Origin of the sequence: Candidatus Magnetaquicoccus inordinatus, assembly GCF_004217665.1 — a bacterium.
Classification (GTDB): Bacteria; Pseudomonadota; Magnetococcia; order Magnetococcales; family Magnetaquicoccaceae; genus Magnetaquicoccus; species Magnetaquicoccus inordinatus.
On record NZ_RXIU01000006.1, the window covers coordinates 1 to 25006 of the forward strand.

17 protein-coding genes are annotated in these 25006 nt (G+C 52.3%); 7 read left to right on the forward strand and 10 right to left on the reverse strand.

What is annotated here, in order from left to right; all coding sequences use genetic code 11:
- The first annotated feature begins 110 nt into the window (after positions 1-110).
- The 5 genes from EJP87_RS01060 to EJP87_RS01080 all read left to right on the forward strand — a co-directional run bounded on the left by EJP87_RS01060 (position 111) and on the right by EJP87_RS01080 (position 7152).
- Positions 111-749, forward strand: coding sequence for a TetR/AcrR family transcriptional regulator (locus EJP87_RS01060; protein ID WP_130470012.1), 639 nt, complete (start codon positions 111-113; stop codon positions 747-749).
- Between the two features lie 78 nt (positions 750-827).
- Entirely contained in the window at positions 828-2285 is a 1458-nt protein-coding gene (locus EJP87_RS01065) for an efflux transporter outer membrane subunit (protein WP_193771032.1), read from the forward strand.
- Positions 2282-3394, forward strand: coding sequence for an efflux RND transporter periplasmic adaptor subunit (locus EJP87_RS01070; RefSeq protein ID WP_130470014.1), 1113 nt, complete (start codon positions 2282-2284; stop codon positions 3392-3394). Before EJP87_RS01065 ends, EJP87_RS01070 begins: the two co-directional genes overlap by 4 nt.
- Positions 3391-6471, forward strand: a complete 3081-nt coding sequence (locus tag EJP87_RS01075) for an efflux RND transporter permease subunit (RefSeq protein ID WP_130470015.1) — start codon at positions 3391-3393, stop codon at positions 6469-6471. The genes EJP87_RS01070 and EJP87_RS01075 overlap by 4 nt, the downstream gene beginning before the upstream one ends.
- Before the next feature lie 72 nt (positions 6472-6543).
- Positions 6544-7152: a histidine phosphatase family protein gene (locus tag EJP87_RS01080; RefSeq protein ID WP_130470016.1), complete on the forward strand. Its 609-nt coding sequence runs from the start codon at positions 6544-6546 to the stop codon at positions 7150-7152.
- Positions 7153-7196: 44 nt separating this feature from the next.
- Here the strand turns inward: EJP87_RS01080 and EJP87_RS01085 are convergent, their stop codons facing one another.
- The 9 genes from EJP87_RS01085 to EJP87_RS01115 all read right to left on the reverse strand — a co-directional run bounded on the left by EJP87_RS01085 (position 7197) and on the right by EJP87_RS01115 (position 20331).
- Positions 7197-8315, reverse strand: a complete 1119-nt coding sequence (locus EJP87_RS01085) for a cation diffusion facilitator family transporter (protein WP_130470017.1) — start codon at positions 8313-8315, stop codon at positions 7197-7199.
- 308 nt (positions 8316-8623) lie between these two features.
- Positions 8624-8776: a hypothetical protein gene (locus EJP87_RS17545; protein WP_193771033.1), complete on the reverse strand. Its 153-nt coding sequence runs from the start codon at positions 8774-8776 to the stop codon at positions 8624-8626.
- A gap of 64 nt (positions 8777-8840) precedes the next feature.
- The gene (locus EJP87_RS17550) at positions 8841-9002 is read right to left on the reverse strand and encodes a hypothetical protein (RefSeq protein WP_193771034.1); all 162 of its coding nucleotides are present in this window, start codon (positions 9000-9002) and stop codon (positions 8841-8843) included.
- 114 nt (positions 9003-9116) lie between these two features.
- Positions 9117-12743, reverse strand: a complete 3627-nt coding sequence (locus EJP87_RS01090; protein ID WP_130470018.1) for a hypothetical protein — start codon at positions 12741-12743, stop codon at positions 9117-9119.
- A 374-nt stretch (positions 12744-13117) separates the two neighbouring features.
- Positions 13118-13420 (reverse strand): hypothetical protein, encoded by a 303-nt coding sequence (locus EJP87_RS01095; RefSeq protein ID WP_130470019.1) that lies wholly within the window; start codon positions 13418-13420, stop codon positions 13118-13120.
- Positions 13413-14867: a TolC family protein gene (locus tag EJP87_RS01100; protein WP_193771035.1), complete on the reverse strand. Its 1455-nt coding sequence runs from the start codon at positions 14865-14867 to the stop codon at positions 13413-13415. The genes EJP87_RS01095 and EJP87_RS01100 overlap by 8 nt, the downstream gene beginning before the upstream one ends.
- On the reverse strand, positions 14864-15697 hold the full coding sequence (locus EJP87_RS01105; protein WP_130470021.1) for an efflux RND transporter periplasmic adaptor subunit: 834 nt from the start codon (positions 15695-15697) through the stop codon (positions 14864-14866). Before EJP87_RS01105 ends, EJP87_RS01100 begins: the two co-directional genes overlap by 4 nt.
- A gap of 63 nt (positions 15698-15760) precedes the next feature.
- Positions 15761-17836: an efflux RND transporter periplasmic adaptor subunit gene (locus EJP87_RS01110; protein ID WP_130470022.1), complete on the reverse strand. Its 2076-nt coding sequence runs from the start codon at positions 17834-17836 to the stop codon at positions 15761-15763.
- Positions 17837-17838: 2 nt separating this feature from the next.
- Entirely contained in the window at positions 17839-20331 is a 2493-nt protein-coding gene (locus EJP87_RS01115) for a GAF domain-containing protein (protein ID WP_193771036.1), read from the reverse strand.
- An 882-nt stretch (positions 20332-21213) separates the two neighbouring features.
- On the opposite strand from EJP87_RS01115, the gene EJP87_RS01120 reads away from it, so the two are divergent.
- Both EJP87_RS01120 and EJP87_RS01125 read left to right on the forward strand, forming a co-directional pair.
- Positions 21214-23181 carry a monovalent cation:proton antiporter family protein gene (locus EJP87_RS01120; RefSeq protein WP_130470024.1) on the forward strand — a complete coding sequence of 656 codons (1968 nt, stop codon included), beginning with the start codon at positions 21214-21216 and terminating at the stop codon, positions 23179-23181.
- A gap of 3 nt (positions 23182-23184) precedes the next feature.
- Positions 23185-23712, forward strand: a complete 528-nt coding sequence (locus tag EJP87_RS01125; protein ID WP_130470025.1) for a DUF3124 domain-containing protein — start codon at positions 23185-23187, stop codon at positions 23710-23712.
- A 147-nt stretch (positions 23713-23859) separates the two neighbouring features.
- On the opposite strand, the gene EJP87_RS01130 is transcribed toward EJP87_RS01125, so the two are convergent.
- On the reverse strand, positions 23860-24915 hold the full coding sequence (locus tag EJP87_RS01130; protein ID WP_130470026.1) for an SUMF1/EgtB/PvdO family nonheme iron enzyme: 1056 nt from the start codon (positions 24913-24915) through the stop codon (positions 23860-23862).
- Positions 24916-25006 lie beyond the last annotated feature (91 nt).

Here is a 25006-nt window from a genome sequence, read left to right on the forward strand (position 1 = left end):
TGAGGAAATTGGCAAATGCGCTTGCCCTGGGCACCCCGCAAGAAGTGCTTGCCGAGCCCTTGATCGGTGTGCTATAGCTGCATCTCACCTTTCCTTTATTGCGATTATCCATGACCAACTCTCCTCCCCAACGTGGCCGACCACGCGACCCCAAACGGTTCAAACGGGTCATGGAAGCGGCTACCAGGCAGTTTTGTGAACAGGGCTACGAACGTACCAGTATCGATTCGGTCGCCCAGGAGGCTGCTGTTTCTAAAGTCACCATCTACAGCTATTTTTCCACCAAAGAACAGCTCTTCGAGGCGGTGGTCGGCAGCTATTCCGATCAGGTCTTCGCCAACCTTCCCCCCGAACTCCTTGACCCCCAACAACCAGAACGGGCTTTAACCCATATCGGTGAACAATTCCTGCACCTGATCTTTTCCGAAGAGGCTATCGGGATCTTTCGCGCCCTGATTGGCAGCGCCACGCAACAGAATACCGCCTGCCAACTCTTCTTTCGTCGTGGTCCAGAAGATATCATGCGCCAGGTTGCCCAATATATGCACGCCGCCCAACAAGCCAACTCCCTCACCATCAACGATCCCCTTACCGCCGCCGACCATTTTCTCTCCCTGCTTATGGGGCGCGCCCATCTTCTGGCCCTCTTCGGCCTCGCCTCTCCTACCCCGGAACAAAAACAGACCATCCTGCAACAGAGCCTCTCCCTCTTCCTCAACGCCTGCCGCAAAACTTCTCTCCCCTCCTAAAAATGCTCTTGACGCGGGCAAAAGATTCTGCCAGCATATATTGTACCATACGGTACAGTATATAAAATGGAGCCGCATATGCTGCCAGCACATCTCCTGCACGCTCTCCTACTCGGCACGGTTCTCCTGCTCAATGGCTGCAGCGGCAGCTCTCACCTGCTGCCCGCACTGCCAACCAGCAACCAGTTTCGTCACGCTCCAGAAGATCCCTCCTTGACTGCTGCTGCCAGCGAGTGGTGGCAGCTCTTTGCCGATCCACGCCTGGTTCAACTGCTGCAACGGACTGCTACCGCCAACTCCGACGTGCGTATCGCCGTGCAACGGCTCCGACAGGCTCGGCAAGGGGTCATAGCCAACAGTGCCGCTCTGTGGCCGGCACTGGATCTCCACGCCGCCCACTCCGATGCCCGCACGGGCCTGCCCAACAGCATCAAACAGGGGGGGATGCCGGATCTGCAGCGCCAACAGATTGCTCTCTCTGCCCAATGGGAGCTCGATCTTTTTGGAGGCAGGCAAGCAGCAGTACAGGCCGCCGAAGAGGATGAGGCTGCTGCCCGCTATGGCGTCGCCGGAGCACAACTGCTGGCCATCAGTGAAACAGCCCGTCACTATCTGCGCTGGCATGCCCTGCAAGAGCGTCTGCAACTGCTGCAACAGTTGCTGGCCAACCAACAAGAGCAGCGGGATCGTTTGCACAGCCAACTGCGCGAAGGTTTGGTAAGCGAAAGGGAATTCCAACTTGCCGAAGCAGAATTGAGTAATCTTGCCGCCTTGCTGCCTGCCCTGCACAGCCAGGCAGCACTCAGCGAACAGCGTATGGCCCTGCTCAGCGGCAGCGACCCCTCTGTGCCACTTCCGGAAATAGAATACAGCCCCCCGTTCCCACTGCAGCAACTCCCGGAATTTTCCCCCGGACAACCGGCTGCCCTGCTGCAACGACGGCCCGATCTGCTGGCGGCAGAACGGGAGCTGGCGGCCGCCTCTGCCCGATGGCAAGAGGCACGCTCCCAAATCTTTCCAAAAATTTTGTTGAGCGCCCTTTTTGGGCGACAAGCCCTGACCATCAACCACACTCTGCAACCGGCCACCTCCCCCTTCTCCACTGTTGCCGCCAGCTTTACCCTGCCTCTGCTGCATGCCGGTGCCATCCAGGCCAATAGCGAAGCCCACAGCGCCCGCGAACAAGAGCTCTGGCTGGAATATGAAAAAAAGCTGCATCAGGCCATTGAAGAGGTAGAAAATCTGCTCCTGGCGCTCCGGAATAACAAACAGAGCGTGCAACACTATCAAGCCACACTGCAGGCCAGACAACAGGTGCAAGAGCGTGCGGCCTCACTGTTGCGCGAAGGGCAAAGCGGATTGCTCCCCTATCTGGAAGCACAACGCGGCCTGCTCAATGCCGCTTTGAATATGAATGAAAGCAAGATGCAGCAGGCCATGCTGACTGTACAACTCTTTACCGCTTTAGGTGGGGGTTGGCAAAACTTGCCACAACCCCACGATATGGCTTCGACATCACAGGAATTGCAACCATGAATCACCCATACTCTGTGCTTGCCTTGCTGCTTGCCCTCTCTCTGCTTCCTGCATGCAAAGAAGAGAAGGCTGTGCGACAACAAAACAAAATGGTGCAAGTGGTGACGGTGCATCCCACCCCATTACACACAAAAAAGAGTACACTCGGAACTGTGCGCGCCCGCTACGAAAGTGAACTCTCCTTTCGTACCGATGGCAAAATTGTTGCCCGCCTGGTGGAGGTCGGTGACCACGTGCAGGCTGGGCAGATTTTGGCCCGTCTGGATCCCTCTGATCATGAATTGGCTCTGCAAGCGGCAGAAGATCAACTGCGTGTCGCCCAGATCGATGCCAAACAGGCCTCCGTCGATGAGGCGCGTCTACAACGCTTATTGCGTGATCGTTCGGTGGCCGATGCCGACCACGAACGGCAAAAAGCCAAAGCCGCTGCTGCCGCCGCCCAACAGGCACAAGCCAAACGGCAACGCGATTTGGCCGACCATCAACATGCCTATACCACCCTGACCGCCCATCGAGCAGGCATCATAACCTCTGTGCGCTTTGAAAGTGGGCAAATGGTCAACGAAGGTCAGCCCATAGTGACGTTAGCCAGCCCGGATGAATGGGAGATGGTTGTCGATCTGCCAGAGAGTGTGGTCGCCCAGAACAAGCCACTGCAGGCGGTCGCCCGCTTCTGGGTAAACTCTCTACCGGAAACACCCCTGGTTCTGCGCGAACTGGCGGCACAAGCTGCTCCCACTTCTGGAACCTTTCGCAGCCGCTTCCGCATGCCACAAGAGGCGGCATTGCGTCAAGCAGGATTACGCCTTGGCATGAGTGCAACTGTCCATCTGGAGAGCCAGGATGGCCCCCTGGCCAGCCCACTGCCAGCCAGCGCCCTGCTGAAAAACAGTGCTGCCCCCTTTGTCTGGATCGTGGTCAACGGCTCGCAACTGCAACAGCGTCCGGTTACTCTGCTCCGTCAGGAAAACGATTCTGTCTGGCTCGATGGCTTACAGGAAGGTGAGCAGGTGGTGGTAACCGGCGGCTTCAAATTGGACGCTGCCCTGCCGGTACAAGCGATTAACAGCGACCCGTCGCGGCTGACGCAGAGGAGTGTCAGCCCATGAACCGCTTCAATCTTTCCCATTGGGCGGTGACCCATCCCGCTGTACTGCTCTATTTGCTGCTGACCACACTCCTGGCTGGTTTGCTCTCCTATCTGCAGTTGGGGCGCTCGGAAGATCCTCTGTTTAATGTACCGATGATGACTGCCCAAGTGATCTGGCCAGGGGCCAGCGCCCGCGAGGTCCAGGATCATCTGCTCAACCGCATGGAAAAACCTCTACAAGAGTTGGAAGGTTTTGATTTTGTGCGCACCTTTGCCCGCCAGGGCCATGGCGCACTGACCCTGCGCCTGAAAGGTCGCCTCAGCAAACAGGAGTTTGAATCTTCATGGTACCAGGCCAGAAAAAAGATCGGCGATATTCGCCACCAATTTCCAGAAGGGGTGCAGGGACCGTTCTACAACGATGAATATAATGATGTCTATATGGCTCTCTTGGCCCTGCACGGAGAAGGATACTCCCCGGCACAACTGCTGGAACAGGCAGAGCTGCTCAAAAAAGAGCTGCAAACGCTCCCCACCATCAGCAAGGTGGATATTCTGGGCAAACAGGCTGAAAAAATCCATATCGACATCTCCAGCCGCCGCCTCGCCGCTTTGGGTATCTCCCCCTTCAGCCTGATGGATACTCTTTCCCAACAAAATCAACTCAAACCGGCTGGCATGCTGGATACGAATGATGACCGCATCTTTACCCGGGTCAGCGGCAGTCTGCACACTCTGCAGGATGTGGCCGAACTGCCCATTGCTGTCGGCGGAGGCCTGCTGCCACTGGCTGAAATCGCCTCTATCTCTTCCGGGTATCAGGATCCCCCCAACTATGTGATTCGCCATAACGGCCAACAGGTGCTGACCATCGGTGTCACCATGCACAATCGCGCCAATATTCTGCGTGCAGGGACGCAACTGGATGCACTCCTTGATCGTTATCGCCCCACACTTGCCACCGGCTTGACCCTGGAAAAATATGCTGATCAACCAACTGTGGTCGCTGAATCGGTCTGGGAGTTTGAAAAATCTTTCCTGGAGGCATTGGCTATTGTCTTGGCTGTCTCCTTCTATGCCCTGGGACGCCATGCCGGAATTGTCGTGGCTGCCTCAATCCCCTTGGTACTTGGTCTGGTCTTGATCGTCATGAAGGCCGCCGGCTGGAATCTGGATCGTATCTCCCTCGGCTCCTTGATCATCGCCCTCGGCCTGCTGGTCGATGATGCCATTATTGCCGTGGAGATGATGGTGGTCAAAATTGAACAGGGATGGGATCGTCTGCAGGCCGCCTCCTTCGCCTATCAATCCACCGCCTTCCCCATGCTGACCGGTACCCTGGTCACCATCGCCGGTTTTATGCCGGTCGGTTTTGCCCAATCCATCGCTGGCGAATATGCCGGAGGCATCTTTTGGATCGTCGGTATCGCTCTGCTGGCCTCCTGGTTGGTGGCCGTACTCTTCACACCCTTTCTGGGCGTGCGCCTGCTGCCCGCCAGTACGCAGCAGGCAGAGACTATCGATCTGTATGCCTCCCCCCTCTATCAACGCCTGCGCCAACTGATTATTTTGGCGGTGCGCCATCGTACACTCACCCTTGCTTGCACCCTCCTGCTTTTTATCGCTGCCGCTTTTGGCATCACCTTTGTACAACAACAGTTTTTTCCTACCGCCTCCCGCCCCGAATTGTTGATTGAACTGCGTCTGCGTGAAGGGGCCTCTTTTAGCGCCCTCACAGAGCAGGTCAGGCAAATGGAAAAACTGCTGGGTCAGGAAAAAGATGTCCCCTATTTTACCGCCTACCTGGGTGCAGGTTCACCGCGCTTTTATATGTCTCTGGAACCGGAACTGCCCAACCCAGGCTATGCACAATTTGTGGTGATGACCAGCGGCAGCGACGCCCGAGAAGCCTTGCGCCAGCGTCTGCTCACCCTCTTTGCCCAGGATGAGGCTTTTCCCAAAATACGTGCGCGGGTATTGCGTCTGGAATTTGGACCACCAGTCGGCTTTCCGGTGCAGTTTCGTATTATTGGCCCAGACAGCAACATGGTACGTGAAATTGCCTACCAGGTCCGCGACAAGGTCCGCCAATCGCCTTTGGTTCGCGATACCCAACTGGATTGGAACGAGCAGGTGCGTATCCAACGCATCCAGATCGATCAACAACGGGCACGTCTATTGGGAATAAGCAGCAGCGATGTGGCCAACCTGATGCAAGCCATCCAAAATGGCCTACCCATCAGCCAAATTCGCCGTGGTGAAGAGCTGATTGATCTGGTTTTACGCAGCGACAGCGCCGAACGGGCAAATGGCGCCCAACTGCTGGACACACCTCTGCTGCTCCGCTCCGGGGAGAGCATCACCTTGGGACAATTTGCCCAGTTGCAGAACGATTTTGAAGAACCGGTCCTCTGGCGACGCAACCGCAACATGGCCATCACGGTACGCAGCGACCTGGTCGATGGTGTCCAGGGCCCCTATGCCACCGAAAGCATCTGGCCCTCCCTGGAATCGATTCGTGCCTCTCTTCCCCCCGGCTACCGCATCGAAACAGGAGGAGCCATAGAAGAGAGCGAAAAGGCCAATCAGGCATTGATGGCGGTATTTCCGCTCATGTTTTTGGTCATGCTGACCATTCTGATGGCGCAATTGCACAGTTTTCCCCTGATGTGGATGGTCTTCATGACCGCCCCATTGGGGTTGATCGGTGTGGTACCGGCGTTATTGCTGTTTAATGCCCCCTTTGGCTTTGTGGCCTTGCTGGGGGTTATTGCCCTCGGCGGCATGATCATGCGCAACTCGGTGATCCTGGCCGATCAAATTGAACAGGAGATTCAAGCCGGCTCCTCTGCTTGGTCAGCCATTATCGAAGCCACTGTGCGCCGTTCCCGTCCGGTCCTGCTCACCGCTGCAGCCGCCATTTTGGCCATGATTCCCCTTTCGCGCAGTATCTTTTGGGGACCAATGGCTATCGCCATCATGGGCGGATTGGTCATCGCCACTCTGTTGACTCTGGCATTTCTCCCGGCCCTTTATGCCACCTGGTTTGCTGTCCATGAAGAGCAAACAACGGCACACCAGGGCCAGAAGGCTTGATCAAACTGAGCGCGATGATTATCCTGGGGCAATTTTTGCGACAACCTGCAACCCTGTTTGAGGAAAAATGCCATGTCCACGCTGATTGATCTGCTGCGCCACGGAGAACCAGAGGGGGGACCGATGTATCGTGGTTCATTGGATGATCCGCTCAGCAGCACCGGCTGGCAGCAGATGGAGAAGGCTATCCAGAATCATCCCACTTGGCAGGCAATTTATACCTCGCCTTTGCAGCGTTGTGCCCATTTTGCTGAAGCTCTGGCCAAACGCCTCTCGTTGCCTTTGATCCGCGAAGAGAGGTTTCGTGAGATGCACTTTGGCGACTGGGAAGGCAAAACCAGCACCTTCCTTCTGGAACAGGATGGACAGCGTCTCACCAGCTTCTGGCGGGATCCACTGCAGAATACGCCACCCAACGGTGAACCGTTGCAGCAGTTTCAGCAACGTGTTCTGGGCGGATGGGAAGATATGCTCGCCCAACATCCCGATCAATCCCTGCTGCTGGTCGCCCACAGTGGGGTCATTCGCATGCTTTTGGGTGCCATCGTCCTCAATATGCCCTTGAACAACCTCTCCCGCATCGTCGTGGACTATGCGGGTTTAAGTCGCGTAAGGGTCGATCATGTTGGCGGCGCACCCCTGCCACGCCTGCTGTTCCACGCAGCCCCTTATCCCACCTGAAACACAAACCACAGCGTCACCCACAAGCGCCACAAGCATCCTGATCAGGCACAACTGCGGCAGTGGTTGACCTCCACCAAGATATGGTCCAAACCGGCTATATCTTTGAGAAGCACCTTATATTCATCCGCAGAGCGCAGTTGATGGGTAACCAAAGAGACGATACAAGCATGGCTGAGCGGGCCCACCCGCCAGACATGCAGATCGGTGATCTCACAGTCTCCCCCCGCACGTAAACACTCTGCCACATGATCCCGTAATGGTTGATTGTCTTCCGCATCCAGTAGGGTTTTGGCACTGTTGCGAATCAAGCCATAGGCCCAAACCGCAATCACTACCGACCCTACCACTCCCATCAGCGGATCCATCCATACCCAACCAAGAGTCATCCCACAAATCAAGGCCACTATCGCCGTCAACGAGGTCAAAGCATCCGCCAAAACATGCAGATAGGCTCCACGTAAATTGTGATCCTGATGCTCCAATTGATAAACAGCAGCGGTTTCTCCCTGCCCCATTGGCTTTGCAGAATCCTCCTGGTGGTCGTGATGCTCATCATGGGCGTGATGGTCATCATGGGCGTGGTGAGCATCATGGTCGTGATGGTCATCATGGGCATGGTGAGTATCATGGTCGTGGTGAGCATGATGGGCATGGTGCTCGTGATGATCGTGCGCATGCCCATGTGCGTGACCATGGCCATGGTCATGGGCTCCCCCCAACAACCAAGCACACAACAGATTCACCACCAATCCAGTTACCGCAACCAGCAAGGCGGTCGAAAACTCCACCGGGATAGGGGCAACCAAACGCTGCAACGATTCGATAGCCATCAACAAGGAGACAATACTTAACGCAATAGCGCTGGCAAATCCTCCCAGAGGACCAGCCTTGCCAGAACCAAAGGTAAAGCGGGGATTGCTGGCATGACGGCGAGCAAATACATAGGTAAAAGCGGTCAATCCCAGAGCGGCAGCGTGGGTTCCCATATGCCAGCCATCTGCCGTCAAGGCCATAGAGCCGGTTGTATAGCCCACAATCAACTCCACCACCATGGTCACCAAGGTAATGGCGATGACCCAATAGGTCCGCCGTTCGGCAGCTTGTTGTTCTCCCAGACCAAAATGGTGTTGATGTTGCCACAAGGCATGCGCGTGTTGCATCGGACACTCCCTTTTTGCAAAAGTGTGACAAAGAGAGCTGTCCGTTTACACCCTATAGTTGCTACAGGGTCAAGGAATCTTACACAAAACTGAAAAAAAATGGCAATGAGATGTAAATACACCACCCTCCCAAGCTGAGGAGTACCAGGGAGTGGCTCTCCCTGGTCCCCAAACCGCTTATCAAAGCAGAGTATTCATTCAACAGAGCATTATGAATGACACCAGGAGAGCGCACCTCCTTGTTTCAAAGCTCAAACTCAGCTCTGCAACATCTGCATCCAAAGAAAATGTCCTGCTCAGCAGAATGGCTACTCGCTTACTGGTGTTTTCACGCGAGGTTTTGGACGTTCCATTAAATGCTTCATGCGCTTGGACTGAGACTGGGCAGCTATCTGCTCCAGTTTTAGTTTTGCTTTGTGCATTTGTGCATCAGATCTACCTGTTTTTACTGGTTCTGCCACACTTATTCTCCCTCCATGAAAGTCCATTCCAGAATATTAATGCCAAAAAACACACAAAACGGCGTTATTGTTGCGGTTGAGCCACTCTTGGCCGCGGTTTGTTGATCATCTGTTTTACTTTGGCCGTCTGCAAGCGCGCCTCTGCTTGATCTTTGCGCGCCTCAGCGCGTTCTGAGGCTGCTTTCAGAACATTTTTGATTCTTGTCAACGGTACCGGCTTTGCCATCTGTTTCTCCTTCAGAAATATGAGAAGTGATTCATAAGCCGGGTCGTTGCATCACGCAACGACCCGGCGCGCTAACTCTAAGAAAAACAACGAATAAAGCGGATCATACCTGCATTATGACCATTGCTCCACAGTACCATCGGCATGTGTGGTTGTTCCTGTACCATCAGCCTGCCATGAATAGCTGGTTCCATCGGCCGCAGTGAAAATACCGGAACCATCGGCGTTATAAACACCGATAGAGCCATCTGCACCATTGTAGGTTCCAGAACCATCAGCATTCCAACTACCAGAAGATCCATCTGCTCCTGTCCAGGTGCCATTCCCCTCTGCATCCCAGGAACTGCTCGAACCATCGGCACCGTTAGAATAACCGGAACCATCGGCATTGAGCACACTGGAACTGCCATCCGCTCCATACCATTCATAGGAACCATCGGCTCCCACCGTCTCCACAGATCCATCTGCATAGGTGGTGGTACATGAACCATCCTCGGCATAAGCATAGCTGTTGCCATCACTATCTGTGCTGAAGCTGGTACCATCCTCATTAAACTGGTCTGTTGTCCCATCTGCATTGGTAAAGCTGCCGGTTTCGCAACTTTCCTGATCGCACGTACCACCATCAGCATCGGTATAGTTCCAGTTGCCTTGCCCATCCCAGGCACTGGTAGAACCATCCGCATAGGTCATACTGCCTGATCCATCCGCATTAAATACACCATTGGTGCCGTCAACACTGCTCCAACTTCCTGATCCATCGGCATTCCAGGTGCTGGTGTTGCCTTGGGCATCACTCCAACTTCCTGAACCATCGGCATTCCAAGTGCTGGTTGAGCCATCAGCATAGGTCATGGAACCGTTCCCTTGGCCATCCCAAGTCGAGGAACTACCATCGGCATAACTGGTCGACCCAGAACCATCCGCATTCCATGTACTGGAGTTGCCACTCGCATCATGGAATGATCCCGATCCATCGGCATTGTACACTGTGGAAGTACCATCCGCGCCATGATAGCTGTACGATCCATCAGCTCCCCATGCAGCCGAATTGCCTTCCGCATCTGTCCAGGATCCTGAGCCATCGGCACCCCATGTAGACTGCGCACCATCCGCTCCAGCCCATGTCGCATTACCCTCTGCATCCCAGCCATAGGATGAACCATCGGCATAGCTGCTGGAACCAGAACCGTCCGCATTCCAGACACTAGAGTTGCCTTGCCCATCATTCCAGCTACCTGAGCCATCCGGCGACACAGTATAGGAACCTCCATCTGCACCTTGCCACTGATATGTTCCGTCAGCAGCAACCGTCTCTACTGAACCATCTGCATAGGTGGTAGCGGTAGAACCATCGGCGTTGTAGGTATATGTGTTTCCATTTTCATCGGTATGGCTAGATGATCCATCCTCATTGACAGTGTCAACACTTCCATCGGGCTGCGGATATTGACCAGGCTCTTCATAGGAACCAACCGGTTCTTGCTCTGCATCGGGATTGGCTGGATCTGTATAGGTGTACTCACCTTCACTGTTCCACTCTTCCACCACCCCATTGGGATAGGTGATAGAACCGGAGCCATCTTCCCCATCAAAAGTACCTGACTGGCCAGTTTCGGCATCCTGCCACTGTCCCTCTCCTTCTCCATCCCAAGAAGCAGAAAATTTGCCATCCGAGAATGAACCAGAATCATCGTCACCCTGAGTCCAGGTCACCTCACCATCCGTTCCCCCGCTGTTGCCAGCATCATCATACCAGCCTGACTCATCCTTGCCGTCACTCCAACCGCCACCACCCTCTCCATCACCATAGTCAGTGGAACCATCGGAGTTGAATTGACCCCAGGAACCATCATCCGCTGTCCAGCCTCCATTACCCTCGCCATCCTCCCAACCCGTGTTGCCCTTACCATCATCATAGGTTGTGGATCCATCCTGTTCATAGGTTGCCGTTTCACCGTCACTGCCTTCATAGGAATAGTTGCCTTGGGCATCCCAGCTCTCTTTATCCCCATCGGCACTCTCAATGCTTCCGGAACCATCTGGTTTGTAAGAGTATTCATTACCCTCCGGATCGGTATGACTGCTGGAACCATCGGGATTGAATTGATCGGTGGAACCATCCGCATTGGTAAACTCACCTTTTTCATAATCCTCTGGTGAATAATTCTCACCATCAACTGTATAGGTGACCTCTGCCCCGCTCCATGACTCAACAGATCCATCGGCATGGGTAATACTGCCGGAACCATCGGCACTCCAGGTTCCAGATGATCCATCGGCATTGCTCCATGAACCATTACCTTGCTCATCCCAAGAAGATGAGTTGCCTTCTGCATCATGCCAACTACCAGAACCATCGGCATTCCAATTGCCTTGTGAACCATCTGCCATCGTATACCCACCGGATCCATCCGCATTGTGATAACCGGATGATCCATCCTCAGTTGACCAATGACCAGAGCCATCGGCGTTCCAGCTTCCCGAGTTGCCCTGACCATCATTCCAGGATGAAGAACCATCAGCACTCCATGAATATGTGGATCCGTCTGCTCCATTGTAGGTACCATTGCCTTGCCCATCCCACGACGAGGAGGAACCATCGGCAAAATTGCTGGAACCCGATCCATCAGCATTCCAGACTGAGGAGTTGCCTTGATCATCTGACCAAGAACCTGAGCCATCTGGATTATTTGTATACTGCGTCTCCGAAACAGAATCGCTCTCGACAGAAGGAGGCACCTCTCCATCCATCGGAGGCTTGCCGTCTCCATCCATCGGTGACTGACCGTCTCCATCCATCGGAGGCTTCTCCTCGCCTTCCATAGGTGGCTTGCCATCCCCATCCATCGGAGGCTTGCCATCTCCATCCATCGGTGGTTGGCCTTCTCCATCCATCGGAGGCTTACCATCTCCATCCATCGGTGGTTGGCCTTCTCCATCCATCGGTGGCTTCTCCTCGCCTTCCATCGGTGGCTGGCCTTCCCCATCCATCGGAGGTTTCTCCTCGCCTTCCATCGGTGGCTTGCCGTCTCCATCCATCGGTGGTTGGCCTTCTCCATCCATCGGAGGTTTCTCCTCGCCTTCCATCGGTGGCTGGCCGTCTCCATCCATCGGAGGTTTCTCCTCGCCTTCCATCGGTGGCTGGCCGTCTCCATCCATCGGTGGCTGGCCGTCTCCATCCATCGGTGGCTGGCCGTCTCCATCCATCGGCGGCTTCTCCTCGCCTTCCACCTGTGGCTGGCCTTCTCCATCCATCGGAGGCGGTGGCGCGTCACCATCTACCGGAGGTGGCGGTGCTGTCATATCTCCAGCAGGTGGTGGGGGAGGAGGCGCATCTCCATCAACAGGTGGAGGCGGTGGAATATCGGAAAATTCATCTGCTGGTGGCGGTGGAATATCGGAAAACTCATCAGCCGGAGGGGGAATATAAGCCTCCTCGCCAATTGGTTGCACATCGACAGGCTCTCCTCCCTCATACGGCAGGGGGGTATCCATCCCCTCAGGAGGTGGGGGCAACTCCTCACCAGTTTCCATCGGCGGCATATCTACACCCTCGCCGACTGGAGGCGGCGGCACACCGAGATCTTGGCCAGAAGAGCTACCCAAATCTTCTCCCGCTACCGGAATATCAGCAGCCACTGAGGCCAAATCACCACCAATCATGGCCGGGGCAATACGATCTTCCAATTGCTCCACTTTACCAGAAACAACTTTTTTCTTATCTTTGTCTTTAGACACAACTAATCTCCTTATATGCTAAGATATTATGCAAGAAATAACATGAGCAATGGAAATTGTTCACCAATCAGGGAAAATTGCACGTGAAAAAAACCAGCATACCGGCCTCCAAAGCTGATAGCAGCACGCAAGCAATGATTAATTTTCTAGACAGCAGAGAGAGAAAGCGAATGCAGCGAACCCCTACGCTTCGATGCACCGCATGAACGGCGGGAAATTAGCGGTAGGAAGATGAATAAAAGGTCAACACGATGTTTTGCCCCCTCAGACAAAAAAGACGATAGAGTACTGCTACCCATCAAACTACAGGTAGTAAGTATAGCACACACAAAGATGTTCTTTGCAATAAAAAAACACTCTTCGCAATAAATTTTTCATGATCCATTGAGAAACAACACTCCCACACCACTCTCCACCACACGGACAATGCGGCAAGCCATGGTTAAGCGTTCACCGTGCAACTCTTCTACCATATAGCCGTTTGCACCTGCCAAAGAGGAATCCACTTGCCCAATGTCCATAGCCATGAAAAAACCGGTTGCATTCAAGTTGGTTGCCTGTCCAGAAACAACTCTGCCATCATCCAGATGCAGAACCACATCCTTGTCATAGGGTACACGGATCATCCGTACCCGACGCACCGCAGAGTCATCCGTTTCCTTTTCAATCTCACTCATATGTCCTCTCCAAATCTTCTGGTCCTTTGCCTGCTGCCAAATCCAAAGCAGCCATGGCTGTCAGATATGCGGCCAATGCCGAGGTATAGGTATTACGGGTAGTTGTCAAGAGATCCAGGGCATTAAGCACATCGGTGGCTGTACCCAACTGCTCGCGATAACGCAACTGATTGACACGATAGTTTTCCTCGGCTTGCTGCAGAGATTTTTTGACCACTTCCAAACGTAGAGCCGATTCTTGCGCCGTCAAAAATGCCTTGCGTGTCTCCAGTAGCACAGTCTGCAATAGATCATCGTAAGTAATGCGATTTTTGTTGGTTGTGGCCTTGGCGGCAGAAACCTCTTGAGCCGTCTGCCCCCAGTTCCAGGCTGTCCAGTTCATCGTCAATAATGCTGTGGTTTTACTGTCTCGATCACGATAATCTGCCTCCTGTGCATTCCAGTTATAGGCAAGAGAAAAATCCATCGTCGGAGAGGTGGCTGCTGCTGTACTCTTTTCAGTCAATTCACCCACTTCCACATCCAATTTAGCTTTTTCCAAATCTTTTCTGTGTATTTTGGCATGCGCATAGGCATCTTCGAGTGTCCACGGCAGCTTTTCCCATGCCAGCTCACCATTGGTTTCCAGAGAATGGTTCAAAGAGCGACGCATCAACCGATTCAACTCAGAACGGGCCAACTCTACCTGATTTTGCGCAGTAATCAGAGCTTGCTCACCTTGGGCAACCCGCACATTGGCCTGTAACACCTCATTGCGCCACATTCGCCCCTCCCGAAAAAATGAACGAGCATTGTTTTCCAGTTGACGCAGTCTGACTAAGGTATCCTCAGCCTCTTTCAACAACAGCTTTTTTTCCAATAAAGAGTACCAAGCTGTTTTTACATCCTTGATCAAAGTACGAGCGGTATGCAACAGATCCAAACGCGCTTGCGTCTCCTGCAATTCTGCTGATTTCCAATTATTCCACAGCGCTCCACCTTTATAAATAGGCTGGGTCATGGTGACGGTGGTATCATAAGTGATACCATCCGTGCCCCCGGTATTGCGCATAATGTCAGATCGTTTACTGATCAAGCTCATTGTGGGCAGCATTTTTCGGAAGGAAGCAGATGCGGTTAACTGCTTGTTCTGCAATTGCAACTCTTTTGAAACCAAACCCAGATTGTCACGCAAAGCAATCGCCAAAATCTCCTCCAGTGTCATGGCATCTTGATTGGCCATTCCACGCATCGCAGATCCCTCACCCTTTGCTGCAACAGGGATCGCTTGTTGTACACTCTGCCTTTCCGATGCAGAACTCTCCGAAACCTCATCCGTCAATAAAGCCTGCATATTTTCTGCAATAATACTATCTGCCCCAGATTCATGTAGCGCATTTGCATAGAGTGATGTGCTCTGCCATGCAGCCAACAGCATGACACTGCACCAGCCAATAACCGATTTCATGGTTTTCCTCCTGGCTGACTCACCTTCCATCGTTCCAAGGTCACATAACGCCCGGTCATCAATTGGCCAGGATTAGGGATAATCCGCCACATCACCCGACGCAAGCCACTGGCCGCATCTACCAGAGGCAAAATAGTCCGCGCCTTGGCTGTACCAACCCGCTGACCTTCAAGCAAAACTGCGGTCTCCATACCAACCTGCAATCCAGAGAGTGAGTCAGGAGGTACATCCATACTGACTTCCAATTGGCTCATATCCACCAATTCCAAAACCGGGGCTCCCGCTCCGATCCACTCTCCCAAATGTGCTGTCACCTTGGCCACTACTCCATCAAACGGAGCCAACATTTTAGTCCCTTCCACAGCCAAACGGGCAGCCTCCCTTTCGGCCTTTCCCTGATCAACACCTATCCGTCCCTGAATGATCGCAAACTCGCCCTCTTTCAACGCCATATCAGCCAACACATTTTCCGCATACAAACGCTTGTTCTTTTCCTGTGCATGGACCGCTTGTTGCAATTTTAGCTGTGCATTGGCAAGTGCAGCATCGGCCTTCGCCAACTGTTGCAGTACAACTGCATCGTCAATGCGAGCCAACAGCATACCTTTTTTTACCTCCGCACCCTCCAATGGTATGGAGACAACCACACCCGACTGGGTAAAACCCAGTTTGGATTGACTGACCGGCAATACCACCCCCCGTAAATGGATAGTCGCATCACCATTTTCTGCCGCTCTCGCACTGACTGTTGACCCAAACAACATGATACCTGCCAAGGCCATGAATACTACCCGCTGCGTGCATCGCCTCTGTTGTAATGGTCTATCCATTAACCTCACCCCTCCTGTTTGAGTGCACACTAAAACTCCCTATCTGGATGACACGCATGAAAATCAAATCCATAAATCTGTGCGAAATGTTGTCCGCAAAGGACGCAAAAGATGTGCCCATAATGGCGCCGACTCCCCTTCAATCTTGACACTTCCTGTCGTATCCAACAGTGGAGGAGTCACGCCTTCTGGAATGATCATATCGATACGTACCTGGAAAAGACGATTGGGACCATCTTTTTTGGTCACCGGGGTAATACTCTGTACCAGTCCAGAAAAGATTCTTTCTGGAGATCCACTCAAACGAATACGCGCGGGATCACCCTCACGCACCACGGAAAGATCCGACTGGGCGAGCAAGACATTGATCCGTCTTTGCCGCAACGGCACAAGACTTATCACTGTTTCGCCTCGAGCAACATAACGACCACGCATTACCTGTGGTGGTGGTGCTTCCACTTGCCACTCGCCTGGTGGTATCAAAACCGACATCTGACCCCTGCGCCCCTGCAATCCCGATAGCTGCTCCTGCATTTTGTTGATTTGAAGGGCCACCTGCAACAGTTTGGCCCGATCACTCTGCACCAAAGCGCTATTGCGCTTGATCTCCATCCCTTCCAACTGGGCTTGGGTCCGGCCCATTTCCAACTCCAACTCAGGAGAAACCACAGTAAACAGACTCTCCCCCGCCTTGCCGATCAACAAACGATTCTCCTGGTAGGCAATCTGCTCAATAAAACCACTCTCTGGAGCATGCACAGCCACTATATCGGCGTCCACCATACCAGTAGTCAACACCAGAATACGTGGCTGCCAAGCAAACAAAGCCCATACCAGCAACAGGCCAAAAACAGACGAATATACACGCCGTTGCGGGGTGGAAAACATTTTTGTCATGATCCACTCCTTCAAGGTTGCCACCCAACTTCCAGTCATCAATTTTGCCAACTTAAAAACAAGCAACAAAAAAATCAGAATGCCCCAGAAACCATAGATATCAGCAACAGCACCATATCCCAATAGAGCCAAACCACCCAACATGATGGTCAGATACACGACAATCAACAATCCATAATAAAAATAGATCTTCTTCTCCCGATGATCCACGTCAAAGGGTGGTGGCACATCCAAATGCAACAGATGTTTCTTCAAGGAGAAAGAAAACCAGTCGATGGCATTTTGCCGCAGATTGGGTATTTCCAAATGATCGCTCAGTATATAATAACCATCAAACTTCATAAGCGGATTCAAGTTCAGAAACAGAGAGGAAGCGGTGGCAACAGTTACCAGAATGAATGAAATCCGTCCTATAAAAGAGTCCACATCGGTCATGGTCCAAATAAAGACGGCAAAGGCACACAAAATCAGTTCCACCCAAACCCCAGCCAATGCCACATACAATTTATGACGATTATTCTCAAACAACCAAGCATCGTTGACATTGGCATATAAACAGGGTTGAAAGGCCAACAACAGCACACCCATGTCATCCACGTCACCACCAAAATGACGACATGTTAAACCGTGGCCCATTTCATGAACCGCAATGGCACTGAGAATGATCAACCACACGGTCAGCGCATTCTCTCCACTTTGCTGCGAAAAGAAAAACACCCTCTCAAAATCGGCAGTAAAACGATCCCACTGTAGCAAAACCACAGCAACTGCTACTGCTATCAACACTATCGAAGCATACACACCTTGCGGCGTCCACAACCAACGCAGATAGGGAAGCACCCGGTCCAGAGTGAGGCTGGGATCATGCAAATGAAAGCGCATATTCAATAAAGATCCCTTGGCCTGCAAAAAACGTCCTTTTCTCTGGGCCCGCAATTTTTCTAAAAAGGCTGCTTTCTCCTCCTCTTGTGTGCGCTGTAACAGTTGGAAATCCTTTGCCGAACGAATTAAATCCAGCAAAGCCTCCTTGTCATACGCATACTCTTCGCTGGCCTCATCAAACGCCTCCAACAAAGCATCCAGATCCTTTTGACCATCAAACAGGGTCAACATCAGATATTGCGCTTCACTGAAACGGTAATATGCCTGTTTGTCGGGCTCTTTAATTACATATGTAATTTCATTCCGCTGAACCAAACGGCGAATTTTTAATACATCACGCAAAGGGGCTGGAGCTGCCATGCTTAACTCCTGGCAATCCAGAAAGACCAAAGATTAACTACCCTTCGCCAAAAGCGCGTCATGACCGATACCTCAGGAGTGCTGATAGATGCTCGACCTGTCATGCCAGGCAACAAAGGCACATCCTTCTCCAATACCCGCACCTCAGCAATAAACCCCTCTGCTTGCGTTTTGTCGGTCACCCCTTTTTCCAAAGCCTCGGTCGGAACAGTATAGGCACGACCCACATGGAGCACTTCACCACGAAATCCTTGTCCAGGACGGGATTTCAAAACACCATGAACGGATTGTCCGCTACGCACATCGCTCACATCCTCTTCAGGAAGCTGGATCACCACAGTAAAATTATCGGGATTGGCAATGCGCAAGATTTCATTGCCCAATCCCAGTTCACGACCAACCAGTTCTTCAGTACGTGCGGTGAGAATAACGCCCGAGAGAGGGGCGCGAATCTCCACCTGTTCCATATCCAATTTTGCTTGTTCCCATGCTGCCTTGGCAGCCAAACGGTCGATGAGCGCCCGACTCAGAGCCGATGCATCTGAAGCAGCCTTGGCCTCGATAATTTGCCGATCCAACAGCGCCAATTTGGTTTCTGCTTCCACTAAACGCAACCGAATGGGCATCTCGTCAATCTTGGCCAACACATCCCCGGCTTGAACTTGATCCCCCTCTTTTACCAGTGTCTTTTGAATGCGACCTGCCACCCGCAGATAGACCCCTTGTCCAAAACGGGAATCCACAACGCAATCACCGCTGACCGAACGAAAGATCGGCAAATGATGTAATCCAGTCGCTATTGCTGTACCTGCCAAAAGCAACGCTACCCGTTTCCGCCAACCTACTGCCCATTTTTTTCCGCTGTCCCCCAAACGACTCATTACGGAAGAGAAAGGGATACGTTTGAAAAGACTAGCATTGCGCAGCGCAACCGTAATCTGTGTTGCCAGAATGGAGATCATGTCCGATTTTGTACCACTGGCAAAATGTTTGCGGTCGCTTTCCAACCATAACACCCCCAGTATCCCCTCTGTGTCAGCCAAAGGCATCGACCAAGCGGCAACCGAACCGCGTTGTGCTAAAAACTCTGTCCAAGGCGTCTCTTTTCCTTGTTGCTCCCGTAAAGCCATAAGATCGGGAATATAACTCAAACGTTTAGCCTGTCGAACCTGCTCCAGCAATGCCAAGAGAGCACTCTGCCAAGAGACACTGGCATCCACCTTTACTCCACCAGAAAGCATCGCCAAAAACAGTGCATTGCTGGTTTCATCCACCAATGCAATTGCGGCGTGCGAGATCTCAGCCAACTCTCCAGAAAGCGTCACCGCCAGCAGCAACACCTCATCCATATCTACCGAAGCACTGATTTGCCGGGAGAGTTCCATTAAGGTGTTCATCTCCTTGACCCGGCTCTCGCTTTCCAACAAACGGGCATTGCGCACCGCTACGGAAGCCGACAAAGCCAAATCTTCAGCCAAACGTTGATCTTCTTCAGTAAAACGCTTTTGATAACCAGAGTGTTTATTGATAATCTGAATGGCCCCAAAAGCGGAACCTTGCTCGGAAAGAGGAACGCAAATCATCGATTCTGTTTTGAAGTTTGACCGCTTATCCACCTGCGCATCAAAACGACTATCCAAAGCACAATTGAGAACCACATCTGCTTTATTGGAAGATATGACTTGGCCCACAATGCCTTGCCCAAGTGGCAAACGCAACCCCAGAATGCGACCTTTGGCTGGACCCTCTGCCTGATGGCAAATATTGGTTCCCGATCGTTCGTCAGTCAACCATAGGGAACCGGCTTCGGCATTCATGGTACTTAAAACTTTGGCAAAAATCTCTGTCATCACCTGCTTTAAGCCACCAGAACTTTGTACAAACTCACGGGTCAAATCCCGGGCAAACCGAAAATATTGCACCTCCCGCTGCATGGCGCTGACCTGCTCGGTTCGGTTATCGCTCTCTAACTGCTGTTGCCTGGCATTGCGGACAGCAATGGCAGCCGATAAGGCCAAATCTTCAACCAAGCGCAGATCATCTTCAGTAAACTGCTTTTGAATCCCGGATCGCTTGTTGATAATTTGCAGAGCCCCAAACGCAACCCCTTTATCGGCAAGGGGAATACAGATCATGGACTCTGTTTTGAAATGGGATTTTTGATCGACATCGGCACTGAAACGGGCATCCTTTGCACAATCCAACACCACATCCATTGTGTTTTTGGCAATTACTTGACCAACAATTCCCTGACCAAGTGGCAGGCGCAACCCCAAAATCTTGGCTTTTGCCGGCCCCTCTGCCTGATGACAGATATTGGTTTTAGTCGCCGCATCGGTAATCCACAATGATCCGGCTTCCGCATCCATTGTCGTCAAGACTTTGGCGAAAACGGCGGACATCACCTTCTTCATCCCACCGCTACTTTGAACAAACTCTCTGGTCAGATCTCTGGAAAAGCGCAGATAACGCACCTCTCTTTGCAAATCATCCATCGAACCCATACCAGTAGATACAACAGCAGACTCACTAGACAGTATAGCAACTGGTGTCGAAACAGTCATTCAATCCCCCCCCCAATCCCTGGTTGCTCCACCAGAACCAGTAACAATAGGTTGCTACTGGCAACGGCAATCTTTTCCTATTGAACAACTTCAACATCTTTTTTACTGTAATAAATAATTATAATACAAAAAAAATTATTTATTACAAGATCCTGCAACAAACCAAACTCTCGAAGCAAAAGAATAACGCACCCCTTTCCCTGTTATTTTTTTCAATAGAGGCAACTATTTCCAGACTTGAACAGCCACATCTCTGCATAGTCACCACAACCAGCAAAAACAGCACCCACCCTCACAATCGCATCCGCACGACCAATAAAGCTCCTCATTCTGTTCAAAAACAGTCAAAACCTTCCCTCGCAATACACTCTTCCTAGACAGCAATATAGCACTGTGTTGAACAGCAATATAGCACTATCTTGAGCAGCAATATCCATACCATGGATTTTTGAGTTTTAGCGATATGATCAACAAGCTGTTTTTTTCTGCGTTTGCAGGGTGCTGAACCACGGCAGCAATCCTCGAACAAATTGCTGAAAATTCTCTTTATCGACACCGACCCATCCAAACATGCCAAAATCCTTGCTGCCAGCACACCCAACACCATCGTGCCCACCCTCTATCCAGATGGTATATAACATTTTAGTCATGTACTAAACAGTGATAGCACGTCTCTGCCATCTCTCTCTATTCCCAGGCCGGATACTTCTCTTTTTACTGAATCTCCGACATAATACCCCCATACAATATCATAGGAGATCTTCTGCAAGATCCTGCCCTGATACCCTTTCCTGTCTTCCGAAAGACTGAAACATGGGGCTTGCCACCGACATCATTATCATCGTCATTGCCGCCCTGCTCGGCGGCACGATGGCCCATATCCTCCGCCAGCCCCTGATTATCGGCTATATTCTGGCCGGTATCGTAGTCGGACCCCATACCGGTGGCATCACGGTTACCCAAATCCATGATATCGAACTGCTGGCTGAAATCGGTGTCGCTCTGCTCCTGTTCGCCCTGGGCCTGGAATTCTCCTTCAAAGAACTGCGACCAGTGCGCAAAATCGCTTTGCTGGGCACCCCCTTGCAGATGCTCCTCTCCATGCTGCTCGGCTATGGCGCCGCTCGCCTCTGCGGCCTGGATTGGCTGCCCAGCCTCTGGTTTGCCGCCATGTGCTCCCTCTCCAGCACCATGGTCATCTTGAAAACCTTGATGAACCAAGGATGGCTGGGCACCCTCTCCAGTCGGGTCATGATCGGCCTGCTCATCGTCCAGGACTTGGCTGTGGTGCCCATGCTGATCATTTTGCCGCAACTCAATCAGGCGGAGCTCAATTATACTGTTCTGGCCCTCGCCGCCGCCAAAGCGACCCTCTTTTTGATCGGCATGCTACTGGTCGGGGTGCGTCTCATCCCCTGGTTGCTGCGCCGCGTCGCCCAATGGAACTCTCGGGAGATCTTTTCTCTCACCTTGCTCGCTGTCGGTCTCGGCGTGGGCTATATCACCTATCTCTCTGGACTCTCCTTCGCCCTGGGTGCCTTCGTCGCCGGCATGGTCCTGGGCGGTTCCCACTTCGGACACCAGGCACTCAGCGACATTACCCCAGTCCGTGACCTCTTTGCCATGCTCTTCTTCGTCTCCGTCGGCATGATGCTCGATCCCCTCTACCTCCTTAACAACGCCTCCATTGTTCTTATCCTGGTGCTCCTGGTCACCATCGGCAAATCCGCCATTCTGATTCTGATCAGCCACCTCTTCGGCTATGGCAATGTGATCCCCTTGGCCGTCGGACTCGGACTGTTCCAAATCGGAGAGTTTGCCTTCGTCTTGGCCAAAACCGGCCACTCCCTCGGAACCTTTAACGACGACACCTACTCCCTCTTCCTCTCGGTCACCATCGTCACTATGCTGCTGACCCCAACCCTCTCCGGGTTGACCACACCACTCTATGCCTTCTGGAAAAAAAAGAGAAAAAAACCACCCCTCGCCACCTTCAATATCACACAAAAAGAGCTCAAAGAGCATACCCTGATTATCGGTGGTGGGCGCGTCGGTCAACAAATCGCCACCCTGCTCAAACAGATCTCCTCACCCTGTCTGATTATCGAAATCGATCAAAGGCGAGTTGACTCCTTGGCCAAGTCGGGCATGCCCACACTCTTTGGAGACGCAACACAGGAACTGCTCCTGGATGTTGCCAAAATTCACACCGCCTCACTGCTCCTGATCACCATCCCTGATCTGAACATCGCCTCCTTGATCATCGCGCAAGCAAGAAAATATAACCCCACCATCGCTATCGTTGCCCAGGTTTCCGCCTTGGACCAGTTTCAAGCACTGCAGCAAGCCGGTGTACAACAGTTGGTCTGGCCACACCTGGAAACCGGGCTGGAGATGTCACGCCGCGCCCTCGCTCTGCTGCATACACCACCCTCCCTGATTCACCAACTGACAACCGAAGCCAGAAACCGCCTTTCTGCCTCTCTCTGTCCCAACCTGGATCCCCATCCACAACTGGGCCATTTTCCGCAACTCTTTGACATGGAATGGATCACCATCCCCAACCACTCCCAACTCGCCCACCACTCAATCAGCGGTCTGGCTGTCCGCTCCTCTCTCGGTGTCTCCATTGTCGCCTTGCTGCGTCAACAACAACTCCACGTCAACCCAGAAGCCAATTTTATATTGGCAGAAGGAGACTCTCTCGCTATCATCGGCAGTCAAGAGGCCAGAAACTCCTTTCGCAATTATGTTGCATCCGCCATACACAAAGGAGAATAAATCATGATTACTCCGTCCCAACCGCACTCTCTCCGCATCTTTGCCCTGGCATTATTCCTGCTGGTTACCGACGCCCAAGCCATGGAAAATCCCCCCTTAGCCATGGGACAAATGGTGTATGTTCCGGTTTACTCTTCTGTGCTCTATGGAAATGTCAACGAACGCGGACAAGCCAAAGAGATTCTGCTCTCTGCGATGTTGAGTGTGCGCAATACCGACCCCGTGCACGGTATGACCATTCAATCAGTCACCTATTATGATACCCATGGTACACGCTTACGCGAATATCTGAACCAACCAAAAGCTTTGAAACCAATGGGATCTGCCGATTTTTTTGTGGAATACAGAGAGCGCTCTGGAGGAACGGGAGCCAACTTTGTGGTCACTTGGCGGGCAGAGCGCCCCATCAATCAACCCATCATGGAAACAGTCCATCTCTTTAGCTGGGGAGCCCAATCGCAATCCTTTATCAGTCGCGGTCAGGTCATCCGCCCTGCACAGGAAAATGAATCCCCAATAAAACAGCCTTAAAAAAATACAACTTTGTATCTGGATGGATAAAAGATGAGCGCAAGATAAAACACAGTTTAGCCAGTACCGGCATCTCCGGTCTCTGCTCAGGAAGGATGAGAGAAAACACAATGTTTCCCCTCATCCCCCATCCCGAACCCTCTCTCTTCACCGTGGTCCCTGCACCGCCACCTCGCGCACCAAACGAAAACTGCCATTGCCACGCGGACGATCATTGGGCCAGTCGCTATGAATGGCCGTGCAACGCAGATTGCGTGCCTCACTGCCCCAGGAACCACCGCGAAAAACCCGTAAACCACTGCCCACATCCCGATTGACCGGATTGGGCAGTATCGCCTGCGGCGTAGCATAAAAATCATTGCTATAGGCATCTTCCACCCACTCCCAACCATTGCCACTCATATCATGCAGACCCAAACCATTGGGACGCTTTTGACCTACCGGATGCGGATGCCGACCGCTGTTGCTTCGATACCAAGCCAAAGTCGCCAGATCCTCACCTCCAGCATACAGCTCCTCCTTGCCACCACTGCGACAGGCATACTCCCACTCGGCACTGCTGGGCAAACGATAGCGAACATTGTTGATCAACTCATTCTTTTCAATAAATTGCTGCACATCCAGCCAGGAAACATTATCCACCGGATAGTTCTCGCCCAAGGCATAACGCGAGGGATTTTTACCCATCAACCGTTTCCACTCCCCTTGTGACACCTCATATTTGCCCAACCAAAATCCATCCACCCGTACCGTATGAGCTGGCGTCTCATCATCCCGACACTCACCACTCCATGAACCACAACCCATTTGGAAAGTGCCTCCAGGAACCCAGACAAAAACAATCCCGGTCACCGGATCCTGCCACTCTTGCCCGGCGGCTGTACCATATTCCATCATCACACCAAAACGGCTCTGCAACGCCTGCAACCGATAATTTTGCAGGCTTTTTACACAACTTATATCACAACAACGTTTACGCTCCGCCAACCAGCTCTCCTGTTCTGCACGAATGGCGGCATCTCCCCTCTCCAAAATGCGTTGGTACAAATGGGTGATCGCCCTCTCTTGTGACAACAGCTCTGGATCCTGGCAGACCATCATTTCGGCAGCAACCAACGCCTGCTTGCAGTCACTCTCCTGCCCGCGAGCACTGCCCATTAAAACTCCCCAAAGCAGCCCTGCTACAACCAGTAAACGAACCATGTTTCCGCTCCTTTCCCCAGCACTAAAGAACCGTTAAACAAGATTGTCCGACTGATCCACTGCTACAACAATATAATTTTCATTCTATTTT